Origin of the sequence: Streptomyces sp. NPDC005962 (assembly GCF_040629205.1) — a bacterium.
Classification (GTDB): Bacteria; Actinomycetota; Actinomycetes; order Streptomycetales; family Streptomycetaceae; genus Streptomyces.
This window is the reverse complement of the sequence record NZ_JBEXVE010000049.1, coordinates 23,225-46,105: the sequence shown is the minus strand read 5'-3', so window position 1 is coordinate 46,105 and position 22,881 is coordinate 23,225. Positions and strand designations below refer to the sequence as shown.

The 22,881-nt window shown below is 73.3% G+C and carries 18 protein-coding genes; 1 reads left to right on the top strand and 17 read right to left on the bottom strand.

Translation table 11 applies throughout. The annotated features are described in order from the left end of the window. Positions 1-3: 3 nt before the first annotated feature. The 16 genes from ABZ370_RS42910 to ABZ370_RS42835 form a co-directional block, all read right to left on the bottom strand. Entirely contained in the window at positions 4-1,014 is a 1,011-nt protein-coding gene (locus tag ABZ370_RS42910; RefSeq protein ID WP_358633666.1) for a sugar phosphate isomerase/epimerase, read from the bottom strand. After that, positions 1,011-2,435 carry a nucleotide pyrophosphatase/phosphodiesterase family protein gene (locus tag ABZ370_RS42905; RefSeq protein ID WP_358633664.1) on the bottom strand — a complete coding sequence of 475 codons (1,425 nt, stop codon included), beginning with the start codon at positions 2,433-2,435 and terminating at the stop codon, positions 1,011-1,013. Before ABZ370_RS42905 ends, ABZ370_RS42910 begins: the two co-directional genes overlap by 4 nt. Then, a complete protein-coding gene (gene eboE / locus ABZ370_RS42900) occupies positions 2,432-3,616 on the bottom strand; it encodes a metabolite traffic protein EboE (protein WP_358633661.1) in 1,185 nt (394 codons plus the stop codon). The genes ABZ370_RS42905 and eboE overlap by 4 nt, the downstream gene beginning before the upstream one ends. 4 nt (positions 3,617-3,620) lie before the next feature. Further along, positions 3,621-4,517 carry a TatD family hydrolase gene (locus tag ABZ370_RS42895; protein ID WP_358633658.1) on the bottom strand — a complete coding sequence of 299 codons (897 nt, stop codon included), beginning with the start codon at positions 4,515-4,517 and terminating at the stop codon, positions 3,621-3,623. Further along, positions 4,517-5,179, bottom strand: coding sequence for an EboA domain-containing protein (locus ABZ370_RS42890; RefSeq protein WP_358633655.1), 663 nt, complete (start codon positions 5,177-5,179; stop codon positions 4,517-4,519). Before ABZ370_RS42890 ends, ABZ370_RS42895 begins: the two co-directional genes overlap by 1 nt. After that, positions 5,173-6,072 carry a sugar phosphate isomerase/epimerase family protein gene (locus tag ABZ370_RS42885; RefSeq protein ID WP_358633653.1) on the bottom strand — a complete coding sequence of 300 codons (900 nt, stop codon included), beginning with the start codon at positions 6,070-6,072 and terminating at the stop codon, positions 5,173-5,175. The genes ABZ370_RS42890 and ABZ370_RS42885 overlap by 7 nt, the downstream gene beginning before the upstream one ends. Next, positions 6,069-7,628, bottom strand: coding sequence for an SCO3242 family prenyltransferase (locus ABZ370_RS42880; RefSeq protein ID WP_358633652.1), 1,560 nt, complete (start codon positions 7,626-7,628; stop codon positions 6,069-6,071). The genes ABZ370_RS42885 and ABZ370_RS42880 overlap by 4 nt, the downstream gene beginning before the upstream one ends. Further along, entirely contained in the window at positions 7,625-8,734 is a 1,110-nt protein-coding gene (locus ABZ370_RS42875) for an inositol-3-phosphate synthase (RefSeq protein WP_358633701.1), read from the bottom strand. The genes ABZ370_RS42880 and ABZ370_RS42875 overlap by 4 nt, the downstream gene beginning before the upstream one ends. Positions 8,735-9,103: 369 nt before the next feature. Further along, a complete protein-coding gene (locus tag ABZ370_RS42870) occupies positions 9,104-10,408 on the bottom strand; it encodes a ThuA domain-containing protein (protein ID WP_358633698.1) in 1,305 nt (434 codons plus the stop codon). Positions 10,409-10,573: 165 nt separating this feature from the next. Then, positions 10,574-13,012, bottom strand: coding sequence for a PQQ-dependent sugar dehydrogenase (locus tag ABZ370_RS42865; protein ID WP_358633650.1), 2,439 nt, complete (start codon positions 13,010-13,012; stop codon positions 10,574-10,576). Positions 13,013-13,678: 666 nt separating this feature from the next. Then, on the bottom strand, positions 13,679-14,680 hold the full coding sequence (locus ABZ370_RS42860; RefSeq protein WP_358633648.1) for a sugar phosphate isomerase/epimerase family protein: 1,002 nt from the start codon (positions 14,678-14,680) through the stop codon (positions 13,679-13,681). Positions 14,681-14,692: 12 nt separating this feature from the next. Next, positions 14,693-15,913: a Gfo/Idh/MocA family oxidoreductase gene (locus ABZ370_RS42855; RefSeq protein ID WP_358633646.1), complete on the bottom strand. Its 1,221-nt coding sequence runs from the start codon at positions 15,911-15,913 to the stop codon at positions 14,693-14,695. A 107-nt stretch (positions 15,914-16,020) separates the two neighbouring features. Further along, positions 16,021-17,073, bottom strand: a complete 1,053-nt coding sequence (locus ABZ370_RS42850) for a substrate-binding domain-containing protein (RefSeq protein ID WP_358633644.1) — start codon at positions 17,071-17,073, stop codon at positions 16,021-16,023. Further along, positions 17,070-18,149: an ABC transporter permease gene (locus ABZ370_RS42845; RefSeq protein WP_358633642.1), complete on the bottom strand. Its 1,080-nt coding sequence runs from the start codon at positions 18,147-18,149 to the stop codon at positions 17,070-17,072. The genes ABZ370_RS42850 and ABZ370_RS42845 overlap by 4 nt, the downstream gene beginning before the upstream one ends. After that, positions 18,143-19,681, bottom strand: a complete 1,539-nt coding sequence (locus ABZ370_RS42840; RefSeq protein ID WP_358633639.1) for a sugar ABC transporter ATP-binding protein — start codon at positions 19,679-19,681, stop codon at positions 18,143-18,145. The genes ABZ370_RS42845 and ABZ370_RS42840 overlap by 7 nt, the downstream gene beginning before the upstream one ends. A 755-nt stretch (positions 19,682-20,436) precedes the next feature. Beyond that, positions 20,437-21,618, bottom strand: coding sequence for an ROK family transcriptional regulator (locus ABZ370_RS42835; protein WP_358633636.1), 1,182 nt, complete (start codon positions 21,616-21,618; stop codon positions 20,437-20,439). Positions 21,619-21,809: 191 nt separating this feature from the next. On the opposite strand from ABZ370_RS42835, the gene ABZ370_RS42830 reads away from it, so the two are divergent. Then, entirely contained in the window at positions 21,810-22,097 is a 288-nt protein-coding gene (locus tag ABZ370_RS42830) for a ribosomal protein L7/L12 (RefSeq protein WP_358633633.1), read from the top strand. A 33-nt stretch (positions 22,098-22,130) separates the two neighbouring features. On the opposite strand, the gene ABZ370_RS42825 is transcribed toward ABZ370_RS42830, so the two are convergent. Beyond that, the gene (locus ABZ370_RS42825; RefSeq protein WP_358633631.1) at positions 22,131-22,808 is read right to left on the bottom strand and encodes a GntR family transcriptional regulator; all 678 of its coding nucleotides are present in this window, start codon (positions 22,806-22,808) and stop codon (positions 22,131-22,133) included. Positions 22,809-22,881 lie beyond the last annotated feature (73 nt).

The following is a 22,881-nucleotide window of genomic DNA, read 5'->3' as shown; positions in this document are numbered from 1 at the left end:
TGCTCAGTCGCCGCACCGCCCGGTGCGCAGATAGCGGGCGGAGCGGCGGGCGGTGGTGAGCGAATCGGCCGGGTTGTCGTGCTCCACCATCCACTGGTGGCCTCGGCGCCCTCCGTGGGTCCGGCCGACCTTGGCCAGGAACCGTACGTAGTCGATGTCACCGTCCCCGACGTCCACCATCCGGTAGCCGTCGGGGACGGTTTCGTCGCGCTCGCCGTCCTTGACGTGGAACAGCGGATAGCGGTCCGGGTCGGCCAGGACGTAGTCGAGCGGTTCGAAGGGCGCCGGGGTGCCGTCGGCCCGTCTGCCGAAGCGGTGCTGGGCGACGTACGCCCAGTAGATGTCCATCTCCAGGTGGACCAGGTCCGGGTCGGTCTCGGCGAGCAGCACGTCGTAGAGGCGGACATCCGGCCGGTCGGTGGCGAAGGAGAACTCCTCGGCGTGGTTGTGCTGGTAGAACTTCATCCCGCGCGCCTTCGCGACCGCGCCGTAGGTGTTGAAGTCCTCGGCGCAGCGCTTCCAGCCGTCGACCGTCGTGCCGTAGCGCCACGGGCCGGACGCGGTGCCGACGTGGGGCAGGCCGAGGGCCTGGGCGTCGTCCAGCACCTGGGTGAGGTTGGTGGCGAAGGTGTAGGCGTTGGGGTCGTCGGCGTAGTAACCGACGTGGCTGCCGATGCCGCGCAGCCCGTTGTCCCGCAGGAGCCGCTTCAGCTGGCGCAGGGTGATGGCTCCCGCCGCCCCTTGGGTGTATCCGGCGAACTCCACCTGGTCGTAGCCGTAGCGGGCGAGTTCCTCGAAGACGCGGGCGAAGCCGAGGGACTGCACCTGGTCGCGGAGGGTGTAGAGCTGGATGCCGAGGTGGCCGCGCGGGACGATCGGGCCGCGCCGCTCACCGGTAGTGGCGTTCGCGGGCGTGGTGCCGAGCAGGGTGGCCGCGGTGGCTCCGGCGGCGACGCCGAGGAAGCCGCGGCGGCGGAGCTTGTCGGCGAGTTCCGGGTACTGGGCGCTTGTCACGTGCGGGTCTCCTGTCGGTTGTGGTCTGGGGTGTGGTCCAGTCCGGCGAGGCGCAGCAGCAGCGATTTGACGTCGGTGGCGGCCACCCGGCCGGTGACGGCGTCCGGCCGGGAGCAGATGAGCACCGGCCCGTCCTCGTCCCGCTCCGGCAGCCGTCCGTGGCTGCCGCGCACCGGGGACGGATCGAGCGGGACGACGGCCATCCGGTAGCGCATCCCGAGCTTCTTGCGGGCCAGCGCGGTGGCCGCTTTGACGCGTACGTACGGATCGACGGGGTCGAGGAAGAGCTCGGCCGGGTCGTAGCCGGGCTTGCGGTGGATCTCCACCAGCTGGGCGAAGTCGGGCGCGCGGGCGTCGTCCAGCCAGTAGTAGTACGTGAACCAGGCGTCCGGTTCGGCCAGCGCCACCAGCTCCCCGGCGCGGGGGTGGTCCAGGCCGTGGGCCTTCTTCCCCTCGTCGTCGAGGAGTTCGGCGAGGCCGGGCAGTCCGTCGAGGGCAGCCCGGGTGGCGGCCAGGTCCTCGGCGCGGCGGACGTAGACGTGGGCGAGCTGGTGGTCGGCGACGGCGAAGGCGCGGGAGGCGCCCGGGTCCAGGTACTCCATGCCGTCCTGGGTGTGCACCTCCAGCAGCCCGGCGCGGCGCAGCACCCGGTTGATGTCCACCGGGCGGGAGACGCGGGTGATGCCGTACTCGGACAGCGCCACGACGGTCCGGCCGCGGGCCCGCGCGTCGTCGAGCAGCGGGCCGAGGGCGGTGTCGAGGGCGGCCGCGGCGGCGTGGGAGCGGGGGTCGTCGGGGCCGTAGCGCTGGAGGTCGTAGTCGAGGTGGGGGAGGTAGGTGAGGGTGAGGTCGGTGGGGTGGCGGCGCAGGATGTGGCGGGTCGCGTCGATGATCCACTGGGAGGAGACCAGATCGGCGCCCGGACCCCAGAAGTGGAAGAGGGGGAAGGTGCCGTGGGCGGCGGTGAGTTCGTCGTGGAGCGCGGGCGGCCGGGTGTAGCAGTCGGGCTCCTTGCGGCCGTCGGCGTAGTAGACGGGGCGCGGGGTGACGGTGATGTCGGTGTCCGCGCCCATCGCGTACCACCAGCAGATGTTGGCGACGGTGTACCCGGGGTGGGCGCGGCGGGCCGCGTCCCACAGCTTGTCGCCGCCGACCAGGCCGTTGTGCTGCCGCCACAGCAGGACGTCGCCCTGTTCGCGGAAGTACCAGCCGTTGCCCACGATGCCGTGCTCGGCGGGCGTCGTGCCGGTGAGGAACGTCGACTGCGCGGCGCAGGTGACGGCGGGCAGCACGGTGCCGAGCGGGGCGTACGAACCGGAGTCGGCCAGGGCGCGCAGCCGGGGCATGTGGGCGAGGAGGCGGGGGGTGAGGCCGACGACGTCGAGGACGAGGAGGGGGGTGGGTTCCCCGGTGGCGCTCATGGCAGCTCCTTGAGGCCGAGGTCGGTCAGCAGGTCGCGGGCCAGGGTGAGTTCGGCGGCGATACCGTCGGCCAGCCGGTCGCGGTTGCGGGGCCGCAGCTCGGGCGGCAGGGCCTGCCAGGTGTACGTCTCGACCTCCAGGTGGCGGGTGAGCGGCACCGGCCCGCCGACCAGCTGGGCGAGGGTGTCGGTGAGGACGGGGAGGGTGGAGGTGAGCGGCGGCTCGGGCGGGGCGTGCAGGGGGACGTGGAAGTGGGAGCGCCAGGGGGCGGCGGTGTCGAGCCCGTCCGGTGCGAGGGCCTGGTCGAGGTCGTCGGTGCCGCGTATGCCGTGCGTCTGCGTACGGGTGCGGGTCTGGTGGAGGAAGCGCGGCTCGGCGAACGCGGCCAGGGCGGTGCGTACGGCGGGGCGGTGCGGCTCCTCGGCGTGCAGGGCGGCCGAGAGCTGCGCCTTGACGACGGGGACACCGGCCGCGGTGAGGGCGGCGGTGGCGGTGTGCGGGTCCTCGAACTGCGTCGCGAGATGGCAGGTGTCCAGGCAGAGGCCGATACGGTGCCGGGGCGGGCCGTCGGGGAGCGCGGTGATCGCCTCGATGGCCTGGGCGGTGGTCTCGACGGTGCAGCCCGGCTCGGGTTCCAGGCCGATGCGGATGGAGCGGCCGGTGAGGTCCTGGAGCGCGTCGAGGCGGGTGGCGAGCGTGGTGAGGTGGCCGAGCGCGGCCCGCCGCTTTGTGCTGTCGAACGGCGCGCGCCAGGCGAGCGGGAGGGTGGAGACGCTGCCCTCGGTGACGTCGTCCGGGAGCAGGGCGGCCAGCAGCCGGGCCAGATGGCCGGTATGCGTCAGCCGCTCGGGCTCCGTCCAGTCCGGCCGGTACACGCGGTACTTGACCTCCTGGGCGCCGAATCCCTCGTAGGGGAAGCCGTTGAGGGTGACGACCTCCAGGCCGCGCCGGTCGAGTTCGGTGCGCAGGCGGCGGAGGGCGGCCGGGTCGGCGGTCAGGGTGCGGGCGGCGTCGCGGGCCAGCCACAGGCCGATGCCGAGCCGGTCGCGGCCCAGGCGGCGGCGGACCGGCTCGCAGTGGTGGCGGAGCTGGTCCACGACGCCGTCGAGGTCTTCGGCGGGGTGGACGTTGGTGCAGTAGGCCAGGTGGACGGTCGAGCCGTCGGGGTGGCGGAAGCGCATGGGGTCACCGGCCTTCTGTCGGTACCGGGGTCGTGGTGGTCACCGGGGCGCCGCGGAGGATGGAGTTCCCCTCGTGGGTGGCTTGGGGTGTGGCCTCCTCGACGTCGAGATCCAGCCGCCCGCTGAGCCCGTAGAACGCCACCGGGTTGCGCCACAGCACCTGGTCGACGTCGTCCTCCGTGAAGCCCGCCGCCAGCATCGCCTCCCCCACGTGGCGCGTCTTCAGCGGATCGCTGCGGCCCCAGTCGGCGGCGGAGTTCACCAGGATGCGGTCCCGCTCGGTGGCGTACTCGCGCAGCACGCGCACCATGCGGTCCGGGTCCATCTTGGTGTCCGGGTAGATCGAGAAGCCGAGCCAGCAGCCGCTGTCGGTGGCGGCCTTTACGGTGGTCTCGTTGAGGTGGTCGAGCAGGACGCGGCCGGTGGGGAGGGCGGATTCGTGGACGACGTCGAGCGTGCGGGCGAGGCCCGCGGCCTTGTCGCGGTGCGGGGTGTGGACGAGGGCGGGCAGGCCGTGGTCGGCGGCGAGCTGGAGCTGCGCGGCGAGCGCGGTGTCCTCGGCGGGGGTCATCGCGTCATAGCCGATCTCGCCGACGGCGACCACGCCGTCCTTGACGAGATAGCGCGGCAGTTCGTCCAGGACGGGGAGGCAGCGGGGGTCGTTGGCCTCCTTGGGGTTGAGGGCGAGGGTGCAGTGGTGGGCGATGCCGTGCTGGGCGGCGCGGAAGGGTTCCCAGCCGAGGAGGGCGTCGAAGTAGTCGTAGAAACTGGCGGGCGAGGTGCGGGGCTGACCGAGCCAGAACGACGGCTCGACGAGGGCGCGCACGCCCGCGGCGTACATGGCCTCGTAGTCGTCCGTGGTGCGGGAGGTCATGTGGATATGCGGGTCGAAGATGCGCATCAGGGCTCCTCGGGGGTGGTGTGGGCCGCCCGCGCCAGGACGCGGTTCAGATCCGCGGGCACGTCCCGCCCGGCGGCGCCGCGTTCGTGCGCGTAGTCGGTCAGCATGCGGGCCAGCTCGGCGTCGCCCCGGGCACGGGCGGGCCACTCGGCGACGGCGTCGATGGACACCCCGGTGAACAGGCACTTCAGTACGGCCTGCCGCCAGCCGTGTGTCCCGAGGTGGCGGGCCGCGTACGGGCCGACCGCGGCGGCCACCAGGCGGGTGTCGTTGGTGCGCAGGGCGTCCTCGATCAGGGGGAGGGCGTCCGGGCCGGGGTCGAGATACGGCAGTGAGAGGAGGACGGCCCGGCGCTCGGCGGCCGTGCCGTGGGTGTAGAGGCGGGTGAGGGTGGGGATGTCGGGGCGGGCGGCGTGGAGGAGCAGGATGCGGGTGGCGTCGGCGAGTTCGCGGTTCTGGCCGTTCTGGCTGTTCTGGCTGCTTTGGCCGCTGTTTCGGCAGTGGCGGGCCGCGGCGGCGAAGTCCGCCTCCCAGGTGGGGGTGGGCCCCTGGGTCGCCGCCGTCGCCGTCGCCGACGCCTCGGCGAGGGCGCGGTCCAGCCAGGTGGCGGCGTCGGTATCCAGGCGCTCGCGTACGGTCGCGCGCAGGTCGGCGATCAGCATGCGACGCCTCCCCTGGCGGCGGCTTGTTCCGCCGCCTTGAGGTACGCCAGGGAGGAGCGGGCCAGCTCGGGCCCGGCGTGGGAGTGGCGGGGCAGTTCGACGCCGACCAGGCCCTCGTAATGGATGGCGTGCAGGGCCTCCAGCACCGGCGGGACGTCCATCTCGCCCTCCCCGAACGGCAGATGCTCGTGCACACCGCGCCGCATGTCCTCGATCTGCACATGGCGTATCCACGGCGCGGCCGCGCGGACGCAGTCGGCGGGCGGCTGCGGCTCCAGGCACTGACAGTGGCCGACGTCGAGCGTCAGCCCGAGGGCGGGCGGATCGCCCAACACCCGGCGGAGCCGGTGGAACCCGGCCAGGTCGCCCAGCAGATGCCCCGGCTCGGGCTCGACGGCCAGCGGAACGCCCGCGGACGTGGCGGCCTCCAGCACGGGGTGGAGGGCGTCGGCCAGCCGCTGCCACGCGGCGTCCTCGTCCGTCCCCGGCGGGCGCGTCCCGCTGAAGCAGTGCACCGCGTGCGCCCCCAGCTCGGCGGCCACCCGCACGGCACGCAGCAGCAGATCCACGCGCGCGGCGCGGGCCTCGGAGTCGGGATCGAGGAGCGTGGGGTGGTGCTTACGGCCCGGGTCGAGCACATACCGCGCCCCGGTCTCGACGGCCACACCGAGCCCGAGCCGCGCCAGCCGCTGCCCGACACGGCGGGTGCGGGCGGCGAGCTCCGGGGCGAGGGGGTCGAGGTGCATGTGGTCGAGCGTCAGCGAAACCCCGTCGTAGCCAAGGTCGGCGAGCAGGGTGAGGGCATCGTCGAGCCGGAGGTCGGTCAGGCCGTTGGTGCCGTACGCGAAGCGGAGCGCGGCGGCGGCCGGTGTCGGGGTGGCCGTGTCGGTCATGTCGGGCTGACCTTTCTGGACAGTCGCCGCGCGACGGGCATCAGCACGAGCAACCCCACCCCGACCCGCCCGGCCCCCGCCCGCGAGGCAAGCGCCGCCTGCAACGGAATCATCGCCCGAATGCCGCCACCGACGGCGCGCTGGAGGAGGTGGGGGGAGGGATTGAGCGCCGCGTGCGCGAGGGGACGTGCGGCGGTGACGAGGTAGGCGGCACCGAGCGCGGCGGCCGGCACGGCACGCCGTGGCCCCGGCCGGGGCGCGGTGGCCGTGGCGGCGCCACGGACCGACCCCCCGGCCAGGCGCCGCAGGGCCGGAGAGCTGGCGGGCAGGCCACCGCGGGGCGCTGGGGGGCGGCCGCCTGCGGAGACGGCGGCGCGGCGGGCAAACGGCCAGGTCCGGCTTGGCTGCCGGTCGGCTGCCGTGGGGGCCGCGCCCACCCGGAGGCCAGTAGCCGCGACGGCACGGTCCGACGAAGCCGGACCGGAGCTGACGGGCAAAGCGCTCCGGGAAACCGGGGAGGGGCTGCCTCCGGGGGCGGCGGCGCGGCGGACAAACGGCCAGGTCCGGCTTGGCTGCCGGTCGGCTGTCGCGGGCCCCGCGTCCGACTCGGCTCGGCCACCGCCGGGGGCATCGACGCCAGGCCGTGGGCTGGTGGCCGAGGCGGCGTGGTCCGGCGCGGCGGGCCGGGGTGCTGCCACGGGCGGTGCCAGCAGCGCCCGACGGCCCGCGGGCAGTCCGCCGGGGGACGCCGGGAGGCCGCTGGCTACGGGGGCGGCACCGCGACGGGCGAACGCCCGGGACCAGCCTGACCGTGAGCGGGTCGCCGCGACCGCCCCGGCGCGGCTGTTGGCCGCGACACCACGCCCCCGGGCTGCGGACATGGCCGCCGCCCGGCCATCGGTCGTGGGGTCGAGGCCCGCCCGTGGGCTGGTGGGGGTTCTCGTGACCGCCCAGGCGATCGCCGCGGCCGTGGCGAGGGCGGCGGCGGGGGCCGTGGAGGAGCCGCCGGTTGCCTCGTGGCGGGAGACTGCCGTCACGGCCAGGGTGTGCGCGCCCAGGAGGGCGGCCGGGGCCATGGCTTCTCGGGCGGCGGGGGCGTACGTGGCCGTGGCGCCGAGGAGCAGGTCCAGGGAGCGGGCCGTGGCCATCGTGTACGGGCCCGCCGGGGTGTGCTTCAGCCCCAGGTCGTACGCCCACACCGTGCCCGCCAGGGCCGCGGCCGTGGCGAGTGTCCGGCGGCCCGCCAGTGCCGCGCACACCAGCCCCGCTCCCGTCAGGCCGGTCGCGGCGGTGAGGGCGGCGGCCGGGGTGATCCGGCCCGACGGCAGGGGGCGCCCGGGGCGTTCGACGGCGTCGATGTCGCGGTCCGCCCAGTCGTTGAGCGCCATGCCCGCCTCGTACAGGCACAGCGACGCGCCCATGGCGAGCGCGGTGCCGCGGTTCGGGGCCGTCCGCGTGGCCGCCGCGCCCGCGAGGGCGTCCCCCGGGACCGTGAACAGGGCGGAGATCCTGAGCAGTTCGGCCCAGGCGCGGGCTCGTCCCCGTACCGATGTCACGGCTGCTCCCGCAGTCGGGCCGCGAAGCCGGTCAGGGCCGTGTACTGGTCGGCCAGGGCGGACGGGCCGCCGTCCGGGTCCTTGAAGTAGAAGCCGAGTTCGGTGAGCGGCCCGGTGAGACCGGCCTCGTGGGCGCGGGCCGTGAGGCGGGCCAGGTCGAGGACGAGGGGCGCGGCGAGGGCCGAGTCGCAGCCTTGCCAGATGGTCTGCAGGACCATGCGGGAGCCGAGGAACCCGTCGAACGCGACGTGGTCCCAGGCCGTCTTCCAGTCGCCGAGCGCGGGCACGTTGTCGATGTGCAGCTCGCCGTCGGGGAGTTCGCCGAGGGTGTCGGCGAGGACCCGCGCCTTGCCCGCGTTCTTCGCGGCCGCGGCGGCGGGGTCGGCGAGCGCGGCGCCGTCGCCGCCACCCAGCAGGTTGGTGCCGGACCACGCCCGTACCGGCAGCGCACGCTGCGCGAACATCGGCGCGAGGACGGATCGCAGCAACGTCTGGCCCGTCTTGCCGTCGCGGCCCGCGTACGGCACTCCGGCGCGGGCGGCCTCCGCGCGCAGCCGGGGGTGGTGCAGCCCGGCGGAGGGCGTGAAGTTGACGTACGGGCACCCGGCGCGGAGGGCGGCGGACGCGTAGAGGGAGCTGGGCGGCAACCGTTCACCGTCGGTGGGAGCCGGTTCGGTGGAGGCGACGTTGACGACGACGACGCGGGCGAGGCGGTGGGTGCGGGCGAACTCGTCGAGGTCGTGGGCGAAGGCGGCGATCAGTTCTTCGTCGTCGCGGGTATCGCCAGGTTGCGGGCCGCCGGGCCGGATCGCGTCGTCGGCGGCGGTCAGCTCGGCGCGTACGGCATCGGGCAGCCCGTACGGCAGCACCCCGTCGGCGGCCAGCGCCTCGGCGCGCTTGGGGAGGGGGGTGGTGGCGGTGTCGTGGCCGCCGAAGACCAGATCACCGAGGGCGGGCAGGCCAGCGCCGCTGCCGTCGCCGCTGCCGCTGCCGCTGTCCGCGAACGGCGCGGTCTCGGTCACCAGGCCGGTCGCCGGTTGCAGCCCCGCCGCGACGGCGGCGCACCCGGCGACGGCAGTGGTGGCGACCGAACCGCGCGCGCCGATGAGCCATACGCCGGTGCGGAGGCCGCCGCCCGGGGCGCCTGTGGGGTGGGGGTGCTGGAGGTGGCGGTGGGTGGTGTCGGGGCCGGTGGTCACTGGCTGCCTCCCGGGTGGCGGTGACGCGGGTACGGGTACGCGGTGGCGATGGCGGTGGTGGCCGGGGGTGGTTCGGTGCTGTGACGCGGGGTGCGGGCCGGGCCGCCCGCGGCACCACGCCCGCCCGCCGGGGCCGAATGGCCCCGCCGCGGCGGGGAGGAGGCGGCGTACTCCTCCCCGCCGCCTGATACCGCCCGACGGCTCCCCTCGGGCCATCGGGCGGCCGCTCAGGACTGGTCAGGTCCGGTCAGGTCCGGTGCGGGCCGGTGAGGTCCGTCAGGACGGCGGCAGTTTCTTGACGCGGATGTTGCGGAACGCGACCTCGTCGCCGTCCCCGTGGTTCTGGATGCCGATGTGGCCCTGGCGCAGGCTGCGCACCGGGTCGTGGTTGGTGAAGTCGTTGATCCGTACGCCGTTCAGCCAGATCTGGAGCCGTTCGCCCCGCACCCGGATCTCGTACGTGTTCCACTCCCCCGGCGGGTTCAGCGCCGCGTCCCGCCGTGCCAGGTCGGCGGACTGGAAGCCGTACACCGCGCCCGTGGTGCGATCGGGCGCGTCCGTCGCGTCGATCTGGATCTCGTAGCCCTGGTCGACCGCCGACCAGGGGTCGTCGGAGGCGGGGAAGCCGACGAAGACGCCGGAGTTGTCGTCGCCCGCCGCCCCGGCCATCCGCCAGTCCAGCTTCAGCGAGTACGCGCGCAGCTCGCGCGCCTCGTACCAGAGCAGGCCCATGCCGCCCGTCGAGGTGAGGGTGCCGGTGGCCGGGTCGAGGGTGAAGCCGCCGGGGCCCGCCTGTTTCCAGCCCGCCACCGACGTGCCGTCGAACAGCGGCCGGTAGCCGCGCTCCGGGCGGCAGTCGGCCTGCGCGGCGCCGGTGGCGTAGCGGATGCCGCCGAGCAGGTGCTGCCGGAACGCGGGGTCGGCGTAGGACTCCTTGGTGTGGCCGAGGCCGGTGTAGAAGGCGCGGCCGCCGCGGTAGTCCTGGCACCAGGCGATGGGGTGGTCCTCCCCCATCGTGCCGCCCTCGTACGAAGCTTCGTCGAGGGTGGCGAGGACGCGGACCCCGTCGCGCGGGTTGTCGCGGTAGTCGTACCACTCGTCGGTGCGCTGCCACGCCGCGCCCAGGTGCGCGGTGGCCGGGTGGGCGCGGTCCTCGACGCCGATGGTGGCCTGCTGGACGGCGGGGTGGGTCCGGAAGTACGCGCCGACGAGGCCGCCGTAGAACGGCCAGTCGTACTCGGTGTCGGCGGCCGCGTGCACCCCGGCGTATCCGCCGCCCGCCCGGATGTAGCGCTCGAAGGCGGACTGCTGTGCGGTGTCGAGGACGTCGCCGGTGGTGGAGAGGAAGACGACGGCGTCGTAGCGGGCCAGGTTGGCGCGGGTGAAGGCGGTGGCGTCCTCGGTGGCGTCGACGGCGAAGCCGTGCTGGGCGCCGAGTTCCCGGATGGCGGCGATGCCGTCGGGGATCGCGTCGTGGCGGTAGGCGGCCGTCTTGGAGAAGACGAGGACGCGGTCGTTCTCCGGTGGGGGCGCGGGCGCGCCGGAGGCCGCCGCCGGGGGCAGGGCCGTGGCGGCGAGCATCAGCGCGGCCACGGCGGTTGTCCGTAGAAGGGGAAGTCGGGGTCTGGAGCGGAGTCGGGGTCTGGAGCGGCGGGGGTGCGGGGGCATGGCCGGGTACTCCTTCCTCCGGGTGCGGACCCGGGCCCGGGGCGGGCGGACAGAAGGCCCGCCCCGGGCCGCGGGCGGTCAGCCGGTGCCGATGGTGAAGTCGTCCCCGTCGTACAGCGCTCCCGCCCCGCCCTTGAAGACGAGGTAGAGCGTGGTGGTACGGGTCGGGGGCTTGCTCAGCTCCGTCTTGACGTCCTGGAACGTCTCCCAGTCGCCGGTCACCGGCACGGTGACCTGGCCCAGCAGCCGCCCGGTCGGGGAGCCGGCGCGTACTTCGAGCGTGCCGCCCGCGCCCGCGGAGGAGACGCGTGCGGTGAAGTCCTTGGCGTTGCCGAGGAGATACGGGGTGAACGCGATCCAGTCGCCGTTGTCGATGTTGCCGACCGTCTTGCCGCCGTTGGCCGGGGTGTGGGTGATGACCGAGACGCCCTGCGAGTCGCCGTAGTGCTCGGCCTGGCGGTGCCGGGGCTGGACGACGCTCTGGTCGTGGGTGGTCAGCGACGGCTGGCCGCCCCCGCCGTTGTCCGTGTACTCGGCGTCGAAGACCCCGAAGATGTTGGCGTTGGGGTCGTGCTCACTGTCGGCGCTGGTCTTGAGCGTTCCGGAGCAGCCGGTGGCCGAGGTGATGGGGTGGCCGTGGCTGTCGTGGCCGAGGACATGGGTGACCTTGACCTTGGTGCAGTCGATCTTCCCGTCCTCGGGGTCGGTCACCTTCACCTTGAACGGCACCTCGTCGCCGAAGGTGAACAGCTGGCCGTCACCGGGCAGTTGCAGGGTCACCTTGGGGGCGGTGTTGCCGACCGTGAGGTGCACGCTGGCGCTGCCGCTGCGGCCGGAGGGGTCCTTGGCGGTGACGGTGGCGGTGTAGGTGCCGTTCCTGGTGTACCGGTGGGTGGGGTTCGGGGCGGTGGAGGTGTGGCCGTCGCCGAAGTCCCAGCGGTACGTGAGCGTGTCGCCGTCGGCGTCGGCGGTGCCCGCCGAGGTGAACGCGACCTTCATCGGGGCCTTGCCGGACGTACGGTCGGCGGCGGCCTCGGCGATCGGCGAGTAGCCGTCGGTGGCGTTCTCGATGCGGTAGAGGGCGGAGTGTTCGTCGCCGCCGAACCAGCTGAGCCCGTAGTCGAGGACGTACAGCGCGCCGTCCGGGCCGAAGGCGGAGTCCATGACCTGGGTGCCGGTCCACGGGAAGTCGTTGATCTTCTCCACGGTGCCGTCGGCGCCCTGCTCGATGCGCTTGATCCACTGACGGCCGAACTCGGTGGCGAAGAAGTCGCCGTCGTAGCCTTCCGGGAACTTGACCGGCGAGTCGAGCGAGGCGTCGTAGCGGTAGACCGGGCCGCCCATCGGCGACTCGGAGCCGGTGCCGAACTCGGGCACGGAGTCGTTGTCGTACGGGATCCAGGCGGGCTGGGCAGGCGGCAGATCGGTCAGCCCAGTGTTGTGCGGCGAGGTGTTCTTCGGCGCGGCGCAGTCGAAGGCCGGGCCGGAGGTGCCGGTGGCGAAGTCGTAGTCGCGGTACGGCTTGTTGTCGCCGACGCAGTACGGCCAGCCGAAGTTGCCCGGCTTGGTGACGCGCGCGAACTCCACCATGCCCGCCGGTCCGCGCTCGGGGTCGGCGGCGCCCGCGTCCGGTCCGTAGTCGCCGACGTAGACCGTGCCGGTCGGCTTGTCGATGTTCATCCGGAACGGGTTGCGGAAGCCCATCGCGTAGATCTCGGGCCGGGTCTTGTCGGTGCCGGGCGCGAAGAGGTTGTCGTCCGGGACGGTGTACGAGCCGTCCGCGGCCACCTTGATCCGGAGGATCTTGCCGCGCAGGTCGTTGGTGTTGCCCGCGGAACGGCGGGCGTCGTAGGCGGGATTGCGGTTCGGCCGCTCGTCGATGGGGGTGAAGCCGTCGGAGGCGAACGGGTTGGAGTCGTCGCCGGTGGAGAGGTAGAGGTTGCCGGCGGCGTCGAAGTCGATGTCTCCGCCGACGTGGCAGCAGAGGCCGCGGGACGCGGGGACGTCGAGGATCTTCTTCTCGCTGCCGGTGTTGAGGGTGCCGTCGGTGTTGAGGGTGAAGCGGGAGAGGCGGTTGACGCCGTCGAACTTCGCGAAGTCGGCCGCCGTGCCCTCGTTGGGGGCGTCGCCCTCGGGGGTGTCCAGCGGGGGCGCGTAGTAGAGGTAGATGGCGCGGTTCTCGTCGAACTCCGGGTCGATGCCGACGCCCTGCAGCCCCTCCTCGTCGTGCGAGTAGACCGGGAGCTTGCCGGACACCTTCGTGTCGCCGCCCGCGTCGGTCAGCCGCAGGGTGCCGTCGCGGGACGTGTGCAGCACCGATCGGTCGGGGAGGACGGCGAGCGACATGGGCTCACCGGTCTCGGCCGCGCCCTTGGCGAGCGTGACCTGCTGGAACTTCTCCGCTGCCTGGTCCGCTCCCGCTGATGGGGATGCGGTGAACGCGAGCCCCGTGCCCACGAGCAGCGAGCTCGTGAGGAGCGCGAGGGAGCCGCGCAGTCCATGCCGTTTCCTGTGCACGCTGATCCTCCGGGAAAAGAGGGGGTGTACGGACGGGGGCCGTTGACCGCCCGACCTGGCACAGGCGCGCGCCGTCGCGCCGATTCGGTGACCGGTCCGGGGTGAGGGGCCCCTATGTGACCGGTACATCTCAAGGACGGTAGCGGGGTTTGTCCGGTTCGGAAACCCCTTTGACACGGGGTGGGTTGGCTTGGTCCCCGGGAAGGACAAAGCGGGTGGCTGGTTGCGCGGCGCCATTCCCCCCACCCCGCCCCTTCCCGAACTGGGGGCAAGCCCCCAGGCCCCCGACCCGGCGGGGCAGGCGGAACAGGCACGCGGCACCGCCCGCTGCGCCCCGCCGCCCCCGGGCGCGCTGTTCGGGCCCGGGCCCCGGGCTTGGGGACGTGGCCCCGTCCGGGCCGGGGGCCCGGGGCCTGCCCCCGATTTCGGGAAGGGGCGGGGTGGGGGAAGTGGCGCCGCCTCGACGCACCTTGCCCTCGCCCCGCGCATCCGAGGCCGGGGGCCTGGGGGCTTGCTCCCGGTTCGGCGCCGAGGTGCCGGTGTGCGCGTCGGCGCGCGCTCCGGCCGCTTCGGCGGCCCGGCATCATTCGGCCTGCCTGGCCGGGGGTCCGGGGGCCTGCCCCCGGTTTCGGGAAGGGGCGGGGTGGGGGAAGAAGCCGCCGGGCCTCAGGGGCTGCCGAAGGCGGCGTCGAAGGATGTTGTCGGGGGGTCGAAGTCGTAGGACTTGAGGTGGCGCAGGGCCTCGGGGGCGCCGGTCAGGCGGTCCATGCCCGCGTCTTCCCACTCCACCGAGACCGGGCCCTCGTACGCGATGGACCGCAGCATGCGGAAGACGTCCTCCCAGGGCACATCGCCGTGGCCCGCGGAGACGAAGTCCCAGCCGCGGCGGGGGTCGCCCCAGGGGAGGTGGGAGCCGAGGCGGCCGTTGCGGCCGTCGAGGCGGCGGCGGGCCTCCTTGCAGTCGACGTGGTAGATCCGGTCGCGGAAGTCCCACAGGAAGCCGACCGGGTCGAGGTCCTGCCAGACGAAGTGGCTGGGGTCGAAGTTGAGGCCGAAGGCGGAGCGGTGGCCTACGGCTTCGAGGGCGCGGTGGGTCGTCCAGTAGTCGTACGCGATCTCGCTCGGGTGGACCTCGTGGGCGAAACGCACGCCCTCGGCGTCGAAGACGTCCAGGATCGGGTTCCAGCGGGTCGCGAAGTCCTCGTAGCCGCGTTCGATCATGCCGGGCACGACCGGCGGGAACATGGCGACCAGGTGCCAGATGGACGAGCCGGTGAAGCCGATGACCGTACGCACCCCGAAGGCGGCCGCGGCGCGGGCCGTGTCGGCCATTTCGGCGGCGGCCCGCTGCCGTACGCCTTCCGCGTCGCCGTCGCCCCAGATGCGGGCGGGGAGGATGGCCTGGTGGCGTTCGTCGATGGGGTGGTCGCAGACGGCCTGGCCCACCAGGTGGTTGGAGACGGCCCAGCACTGGAGGCCGTACTTGTCGAGGAGCTGACGGCGCCCGTCGAGGTAGCCGGGCTCACCGAGGGCGCGGTCGACCTCGAAGTGGTCGCCCCAGCAGGCGAGTTCGAGGCCGTCGTAGCCGAAGTCGCGGGCGTGTCGGCAGACCTCCTCCAGCGGCAGGTCCGCCCACTGGCCGGTGAAGAGGGTGAAGGGTCTGGGCATGTGGCCTCCTCCTCAGGCGGGCACGGGGGTGTAGACGCAGTTCTTCTCGGCGCTCTCCTCGACCGCGGCCAGCACCCGCTGCACCTGGAGCCCGTCCTCGAACGACGGCTCGGGGTCGGTCCCGGTGGCGATGGCCCGCACGATGTCGCGCGCCTGGTGGACGAAGGTGTGGTCGTAGCCGAGGGCGTGGCCCGGCGGCCACCAGGCCTCCAGGTAGGGGTGGTCGGGTTCGGTGACCAGGATGCGGCGGAAGCCGGAGTCGGCGGCGGGCTCGGTGTGGTCGTGGAAGGACAGCTCGTTGAGCCGTTCGAGGTCGAAGGCGAGCGAGCCGTGGTCGCCGTTCAGCTCGATGCGCAGCGAGTTCTTGCGCCCGGCGGCGAAGCGGCTGGCCTCGAAGGACGCCAGGGCGCCGGAGGCGAGGCGGCCGGTGAACAGGGCCGCGTCGTCGACCGTGACGGGGCCGGTGCGCGGTAGGCCATTGCCCGATGCGCCGGTGGCGGCGAGTCCCGCCGCCGCTCCGGCGGGCAGCGGACGTTCCCGTACGAAGGTCTCGGTGAGCGCCGAGACGCCGACCAGCCGCTCCCCCGCCAGGTACTGCGCGAGGTCCACGATGTGCGCCCCGAGGTCGCCGAGCGCGCCGGAGCCCGCGAGTTCCCGGCGCAGCCGCCACACCAGGGGGAATTCCGGATCGACGATCCAGTCCTGTAGGTAGGTGACCCGTACATGGCGCAGGACGCCGATCCGGCCCCCGGCCACCATGCGGCGGGCCTGCGCGATCGCGGGCGTACGGCGGTAGTTGAAGCCGACCATCGCCCGCTGCCCGCGGGCGCGGGCCCGGCGGGCGGCGGCGGCCATGGCCTCCGCTTCGGCGACCGAGTTGGCGAGGGGCTTCTCGCACAGCACGTGCTTACCGGCCTCCAGCGCGGCGATCGCGATCTCGGCGTGGCTGTCGCCGGGGGTGCAGACGTCGACCAGCTGCACATCGTCCCGGGCGATCAGATCGCGCCAGTCGGTCTCGGCGGCCGCCCAGCCGTGTTTGTCCGCGGCGGCGCGGACGGCGTCCGGGTCGCGGCCGCAGATGGCGGCCATGGCGGGGCGGAGGGGGAGGTCGAAGACGCGGCCCGCGGTGCGCCAGCCCTGGGAGTGGGCGGCGCCCATGAAGGCGTAGCCGACCATGCCGATGCCGAGGGTCTGCCGTGTGTTGTCGGCAGGTTGTGCTGCGGGGCTTTCCATGAGGCTCCTCACAGATCGCGGTGGATGCGCGGTGGAGACGGGGCCGAGGGGGTGTCTTGCCGGTCATGCCGGACCGACCGGCAAGACACCGACCGACAAGACACCCCTTAGCTGAATCCCGTGGGCAGGTACTCGTCCACGTTTTCCTTGGTCACGACGGCCGAGTAGAGGGTGAGGGAGGCCGGGATCTCCAGCTCGGCCAGGCCCCCGACGCCCTTGCCCTGGCCGAGCGCGCGGGCCAGGTCGATGGCGGAGGCGGCCATCGTCGGCGGGTACAGGACGGTGGCCTTGAGGACGGTGTTGTCGGCCTTGATGGCGTCCATGGCGCGCTTGGCGCCCGCGCCGCCGACCATCAGGAACTCGTCGCGTCCGGCCTGCTGGATGGCGCGCTCCGCGCCGACGCCCTGGTCGTCGTCGTGGTTCCACAGGGCGTCGAAGCCGGAGTGGGCCTGGAGCAGCTGTGCCATCTTCGACTGGCCGGACTCGACGGTGAACTCGGCGGCCTGGCGGCCTACCTTCTTGATGTTGGGGTAGTTCTTGAGGGCGTCGTCGAAACCGGCCGTGCGCTGCCGGGTCAGCTCCAGGTTGTCCAGCCCGGCCAGCTCCACCACCTTGGCGTTCTTCTTGCCCTTGAGCTGTTCGCCGATGTAGCGGCCCGCGTTGAGGCCCATGCCGTAGTTGTCGCCGCCGATCCAGCAGCGGTACGCCTGCGGGGAGGCGAAGACGCGGTCGAGGTTGACGACGGGGATGCCCGCCTTCATGGCCTTCAGCCCGACCTGGGTGAGCGCCTTGCCGTCGGCGGGCAGGATGACCAGGACGTCGACCTTCTTGTTGATGAGGGTTTCGATCTGGCCGATCTGCTGGGCGGTGTCGTTGGAGCCCTCCGTGCTGACCAGCGTGACGTCCTCGTACTCCTTGGCGCGCCGTTTGGCCTGCTGGTTGATGGCGTTGAGCCAGCCGTGGTCGGCCTGCGGACCGGCGAAGCCGACGGTGACCTTCTTACCGGGCTTGTCGTCGGCGGCACCGGCGGGCTGCTTGCCCTCGTCCTCGCTGTCGTTGTTCTCGTTGCTGGTGCAGCCCGCCGCGAACAGCGCGCCCGCCGCGGCGGTGCCCAGAAGGAGGTTTCTGCGGCTGGTGGGGTTTCCCGGGGTGTGGTTCATGACGTCGAACGACCCTTCTGTACCAGGACGGCGGCGACGATGATCGCGCCCTTGGCGATCTGCTGGACATCGCTCTGGAGGTTGTTCAGGGCGAAGAGGTTGGTGATCGTGGTGAAGACGAGGACGCCGAGGACGGAGCCGGTGATGGTGCCGCGGCCGCCGCTGAGCAGGGTCCCGCCGATGATGGCGGCGGCGATGGCGTCGAGTTCGTACAGGTTGCCGTTGGTGTTCTGGCCGGAGCCGGTGAGGACGACGAGCATGAACGCGGCGATGCCGCAGCACAGCCCGGACAGCAGGTACAGCATCAGCCGCTGGCGCCGTACGTCGATGCCCGCGAGCCGGGCCGCCTCCGGGTTGCCGCCGATGGCGACGGTGCGTCGGCCGAACGTCGTACGGCCCAGCAGCAGCCAGCCGAGGACCGTGGCCGCGGCGAAGATCAGCACCAGCGGTGGGATGCCGAGCACGTAGGAGTCGCGGAGCCCGAGGTCCAGGACCGGCTTGACGGTGACGACCTGCGTCCTGCCGTCGCTGATCTGGAGCGCGAGGCCGCGGGCCGAGGCCAGCATGGCGAGCGTGGCGATGAACGGCACCATGCCGCCGTACGCGATGAGCACACCGTTGACCAGGCCGCAGCCGAGCCCGACCAGCACGGCGCACAGCAGGATGCCGCCGAAGCCGTAGTCCTGGGTGGCGAGCGTGGTGGCCCACACCGAGGCGAGCGCGACGATCGCGCCGACGGACAGATCGATGCCGCCGCTGGTGATGACGAAGGTCACGCCGACGGTGACGACGCCGATGACGGACGCCTGGGTGAGGACGAGTTGGAGGTTGTCGGTGCTCAGGAACTCGTCGGGCTTGGTGATGCCGCCCACGACGGCCAGGACGGCGAGCACGCCGAGGAGGGAGAGGTTGCGGAGGTCGGCGAGGCGGCTGAGGCCGCCGAGACCGCCTTTGGCCGGTGCGCGGGGCCCGGGTGGCCCGGCGGCCTTGGTAAGCGTGGCGGCGGCGCCGGGGACGGCATCGGCGTCGGCCCCGGTATCGGCCCCGGTATCGGCGCCTCCGGGAGAGTTCAGCACGACGGGCTCCCTTCCATGACGAGATCGAGGACGCGGTGCTCGTCCAGTTCGTCCGCGGCCGCCGTATGCACGACCCGCCCCTCGCGGAGCACCAGCACCCGGTCGGCGAGGCCGAGGACTTCGGGCAGTTCGCTGGAGACCAGCAGCACCGCCATGCCGTCGTCGGCGAGGCGGCGGATCACCGCGTACAGCTCGGCGCGGGCGCCGACGTCCACGCCGCGGGTCGGCTCGTCCAGCAGCAGCACCCGGCAGCCGCGCAGCAGCCAGCGCGCGAGCACCGCCTTCTGCTGGTTGCCGCCGGACAGCGTGCGCACCGGCCGCTCCGGGTCGTCCGGGTGCAGCGACAGATCGCGCACGCTGCGGCGGGCCGCGTCCCGCTCGGCGCCGCGGTCCAGCCACCCGGCCCGGGAGAAACGGGCGAGGGAGGAGACGGAGACGTTACGGGTGACGGACTCCAGCATCAGCAGCGCCTGCGCCTTGCGCTCCTCGGGCGCCAGCCCGAGCCCGGCGCGCACGGCGGCGGTCACCCTGCCGGGGCGCAGCGGGCGGCCGTCGACGAGGACACGGCCCGCGGTGGGGCGGCGGGCGCCGTAGACGGTCTCCAGGATCTCGGACCGGCCGGAGCCGACGAGTCCGGCGAGCCCCACGATCTCGCCGGGCGCCAGGTCGAGGTCGACCGGCTCGAACTCCCCTGTTCTGGCCAGCCCTTGGAGCCGCAGCACGGGTTCCTGCGGAGTGGCTTTTCCGGTGCGGCGCGGGAACGCGTACTCGACGTCCCGGCCCGTCATCAGCGCGACGACGTCGCGGGTGGGCGTCGTACGGGCGGGCAGCCCGCGGGCGGCGGCGCGGCCGTCCTTCAGCACGGTGACGCGGTCGCCGATGCGGCGGATCTCCTCCAGCCGGTGCGAGATGTAGACGACCGCCACGCCTCCGGTCGTGAGGTCGCCGACGATACGGAAGAGGTTGTCGACCTCGTCGGGGTCGAGCGCGGCGGACGGCTCGTCCATGACGATCAGCCGTACGTCGTGCGAGAGGGCGCGGGCCATGGACACGATCTGCTGTGCGGCGGCGGAGAGTTCGCCCACCAGCCGCCTCGGGTCGATCTCGGGGTGGCCGAGGCGGGCCAGCAGCTCGGCGGTGGCCCGGGCGGCGCGGGACCGTACGAAGCCCGCGGTGGCGGGCTCGTGGCCGAGGAAGATGTTCTCGGCCACGGACAGGCCCTCCACCAGGTCGAGTTCCTGGTAGATGGTGGCGATGCCTAGGCGCATGGCGGCGACCGGCGACTTCAGGACCACGGGCGCGCCCTGCCAGACGATGTCCCCGCCGTCCGGTTGGTGGGCCCCGGCCAGCACCTTGATCAGCGTGGACTTGCCCGCGCCGTTCTGCCCCAGCAGGCAGTGCACCTCGCCCGCCTGGACGTCGAGATCGACGCCGTCGAGGGCCCGTACGCCGGGGAACGACTTGGTGATGCCGGACATGGTGAGGAGCGGGGGCGGGTCGGACTGACGCGGACGCGGATCGGGTGGTGCCATGGCGAGCCTCCTCGGGCGGGTCGCTGTGGCGGTGCGGGTTCGCTGTGGCGGTGCGGGGTGCTCTGGCGGTGCGGAGTGCTGTGGCGGTGCGGCTGGTGTGCGGTCGGTGCCTCTCCCCCACCCCGCCCCTCCTCGCCCCCGGGGCGCCGCCCCGGCCCCCGCTCCTCAAACGCCGGAGAGGCTGGTGGGAGCCGAAGCCCCCGGGCCCACCGGCGGCAGGCGCCCCGGAGACCGGGCGCGCCGTGCCCCGTGCCCCCGGCTTCCGGCGCCGGGGCGCCGGGGCGCCGGGTCCGAGTCCGGTTCGGGTCCGGTCCGGGCCCAAGTCCAGGTCCGGGCCGGGTCCGAGTCCAGGTCCGGGCCCGAGTCCAGGTCCAGGTCCGGTCCGAGCCCAGGTCCGGGTTCGGGTTCGGGTTCGGGTCCAGGTTCGGGTTCGGGTTCGGGTCCAGGTCCGGGTCCAGGTCCGGGTCCGGGTCCGGGTCCGGGTCCAGGTCCAGGTGCGGGTGCGGGTGCGAGGGTTTCAGGTCCGGGTCCGAATCCGGGCCGAGTCCGGGCTCAGGCATCCGGGCCTCGGTTCCGGGGTCGGGATTCCGGGGCCAGGCATCCGGGTTCGGGGTCCGGGGCGGAGCCCCCGGGGTCGGGTAGGGGCGGGGTGGGGAACAAGCACGCTCGTGGAGGTCACGGGTGCCGCGCGCTGTGCCTCGGTACGGTCCGTTCAGCGGGGCGGGCCGTAGAAAACGAAGGCCGGACGGGAAGGGTCAGGCCGGGGAGAAGAGGTGGTCGCTGATCAGACGGGCCGCGCCGGTAACTCCCGCGGCGGGGCCCAGTTCGCCCAGCACGATGGGAAGGTTGCCGGTGGCGAGCGGAAGGGACTGACGGTAGACCTGGGTGCGGATGGCGGCGAGGAGCGTGTGGCCGAGGCCGGTGACGCCGCCGCCGATCACCACCAGGCCCGGGTTGAAGAAGCTGACGAGCCCGGCGATGACCTGGCCGGTGCGCATGCCGCCCTCGCGGATGAGTTCGAGGGCGGCGGCGTCACCGGCCGAGGCCGCCGCCGCGACGTCCGTGGCGGCGAGGTGCCCCACGGCGTCCAGCCGCGCGGCGAGTTCGGCGGAGCGGCCGTCGCGGGCGGCGGCCTCGGCGTCGCGGGCCAGGGCCGCGCCGCCGAAGTAGGCCTCCAGGCAGCCGTGGTTGCCGCAGGCGCAGGGGCGGCCGTCGGGCTCGGCCTGGATGTGCCCGATATCGCCCGCGCTGCCGGTCGTTCCGCGGTAGACGTCCCCGGCGACCACGATGCCGCACCCGATACCGGTGCCGATCTTGACGCAGAGGAAGTCCTTGACGGAGCGGGCGACTCCGGCGTGCTGCTCCCCCATGGCCATGAGGTTCACGTCGTTGTCGACCATGACGGGGCAGCCCAGTTCCTGGCTGAGCGCCTCCCGTACGGGGAAGCCGTCCCAGCCCGGCATGATCGGCGGTGCGACCGGCACGCCCTCGGGGTACCGGACGGGGCCCGGCACTCCGATGCCCGCGCCGTCGAAGCCCTCCGCGACGCCGGAGGCGCGGAGTTTGGCGGCCATGGCCAAGACCTGTTCGAACACCGCGACCGGGCCCTCGCGGACATCCATGGGCTGCGTGAGGTGGCCGAGAATCTCCAGTTCCGCGTTGGTCACGGCCACATCGACGGACGTGGCGCCGATGTCGACGCCGAGCAGCCGCAGGGCGGGCGCGAGCCGTATGTTGTGCGAGCGGCGCCCGCCCCGCGAAGCGGCGAGCCCGTCGGCGGCCACCAGTCCGGTCTCCAGCAACCGGTCGATCTCGACGGCGAGTTTGGAACGCGAGAGATCGATCTGATCGCCCAGCTGAGCCCGGGAGTTGGGGCCACCGTCGCGCAACAGGCGGAGCAGCCGGGCCTGATGCGCGTTCGCGGGTCGTGCCGTCATGCGCCTCACGCCACCCCTCCCGCCGTCATCGGCATGCACATGGTCGGGCTTTCACGGGGAACGTAGCAGCGGTTGTCGGGGGTGGGAAGAACTTGCGCCGCAATCCATGCGGACTTTCTCCTGTGGAAGGACAAACTCACGCCGCCTCAGGGGCGATTTCCCGTCAGTGCCGACCGACTACCATCTCGATCATGGAAATAGCGACCTATGTCCTCGTCGTGGCCGTCGTCCTGATGTACGGCTCCCTGGAAGCCCGCTTCAAGCGGATGGAGCGCCGGGCCGCCCGGCTGGAGCGCAAGACGGACCTGATCCTGGATCACTTGGGCGTCCGCCAGGAGGAGCCGGGGCTGGAGCGGGTGACCGCGCTGCTGCGCGAGAACAAGAAGATCCAGGCCATCAAGGAGTACCGCGAGGTCACGGACGCGGACCTCAAGGAGGCCAAGGAAGCGGTCGAGCGCATGGACGGCACCCGCGGCTGAGTGCCGGGCACGGAACACGGCCGGGAGCGGGAGTCAGTCGCTGGGGCGCTCGTGATAGCTGTGGCGCGTATGCTCCGTATGCGCGCGCATGATCTCCGTGGCGCGCCGTTCGTCGCGTGCGGCGATGGCGGCGATCAGCTCGCGGTGCTCGGTCCAGGACTGCTTGCCGCGCTGCCGGGCCACCGGGGTGTAGTACCAGCGGACCCGGCGGTGCACCTGGGCGGCCAGATCCGCCAGCACCGCGTTCCCGGCGAGCGCCATCACCGTGGCGTGGAACTCGGCGTTCGCGGCCACCGCGCCGTCCACATCGTCGTCCAGGACGGCCCGTTCACCGGTGGCGCACACCTCCTCGAGCGCCGCGACCCCCTCCGGCCCCGCGCCCGCGGCGGCCAGCCGCGCGGCCTCGGCCTCCAGCAGGGTGCGGACGGTGAGGAGCTGATCGGCCTCCTCCTCCGTGGGCTCGTGGACGAACGCGCCCTGCGCGGGGCGCAGATCGACCCACCCCTCGGTGTTGAGCCGCTGGAGCGCCTCGCGCACCGGCTGCCGGGAAACGCCGAGCTGGCTCGCCAGTTCGCTCTCGACGAGGTGCTGGCCGGGGCGGAGGGCGCGGGTGGTGATGAGTTCGAGCAGGGCCTCGTAGACCCGCTCGCGCAGCGGCCCGGGCCGCTCCAGCCTCGGCACCGCGCCCTGCGGCAGCCCCTTGGACAGCATCGCGCCCCCTGTGGATCGGTGTCGGCCGGATTCCCGGAGGGGTGGTTCCGGATTGGTTATTGTCTACAGTTTA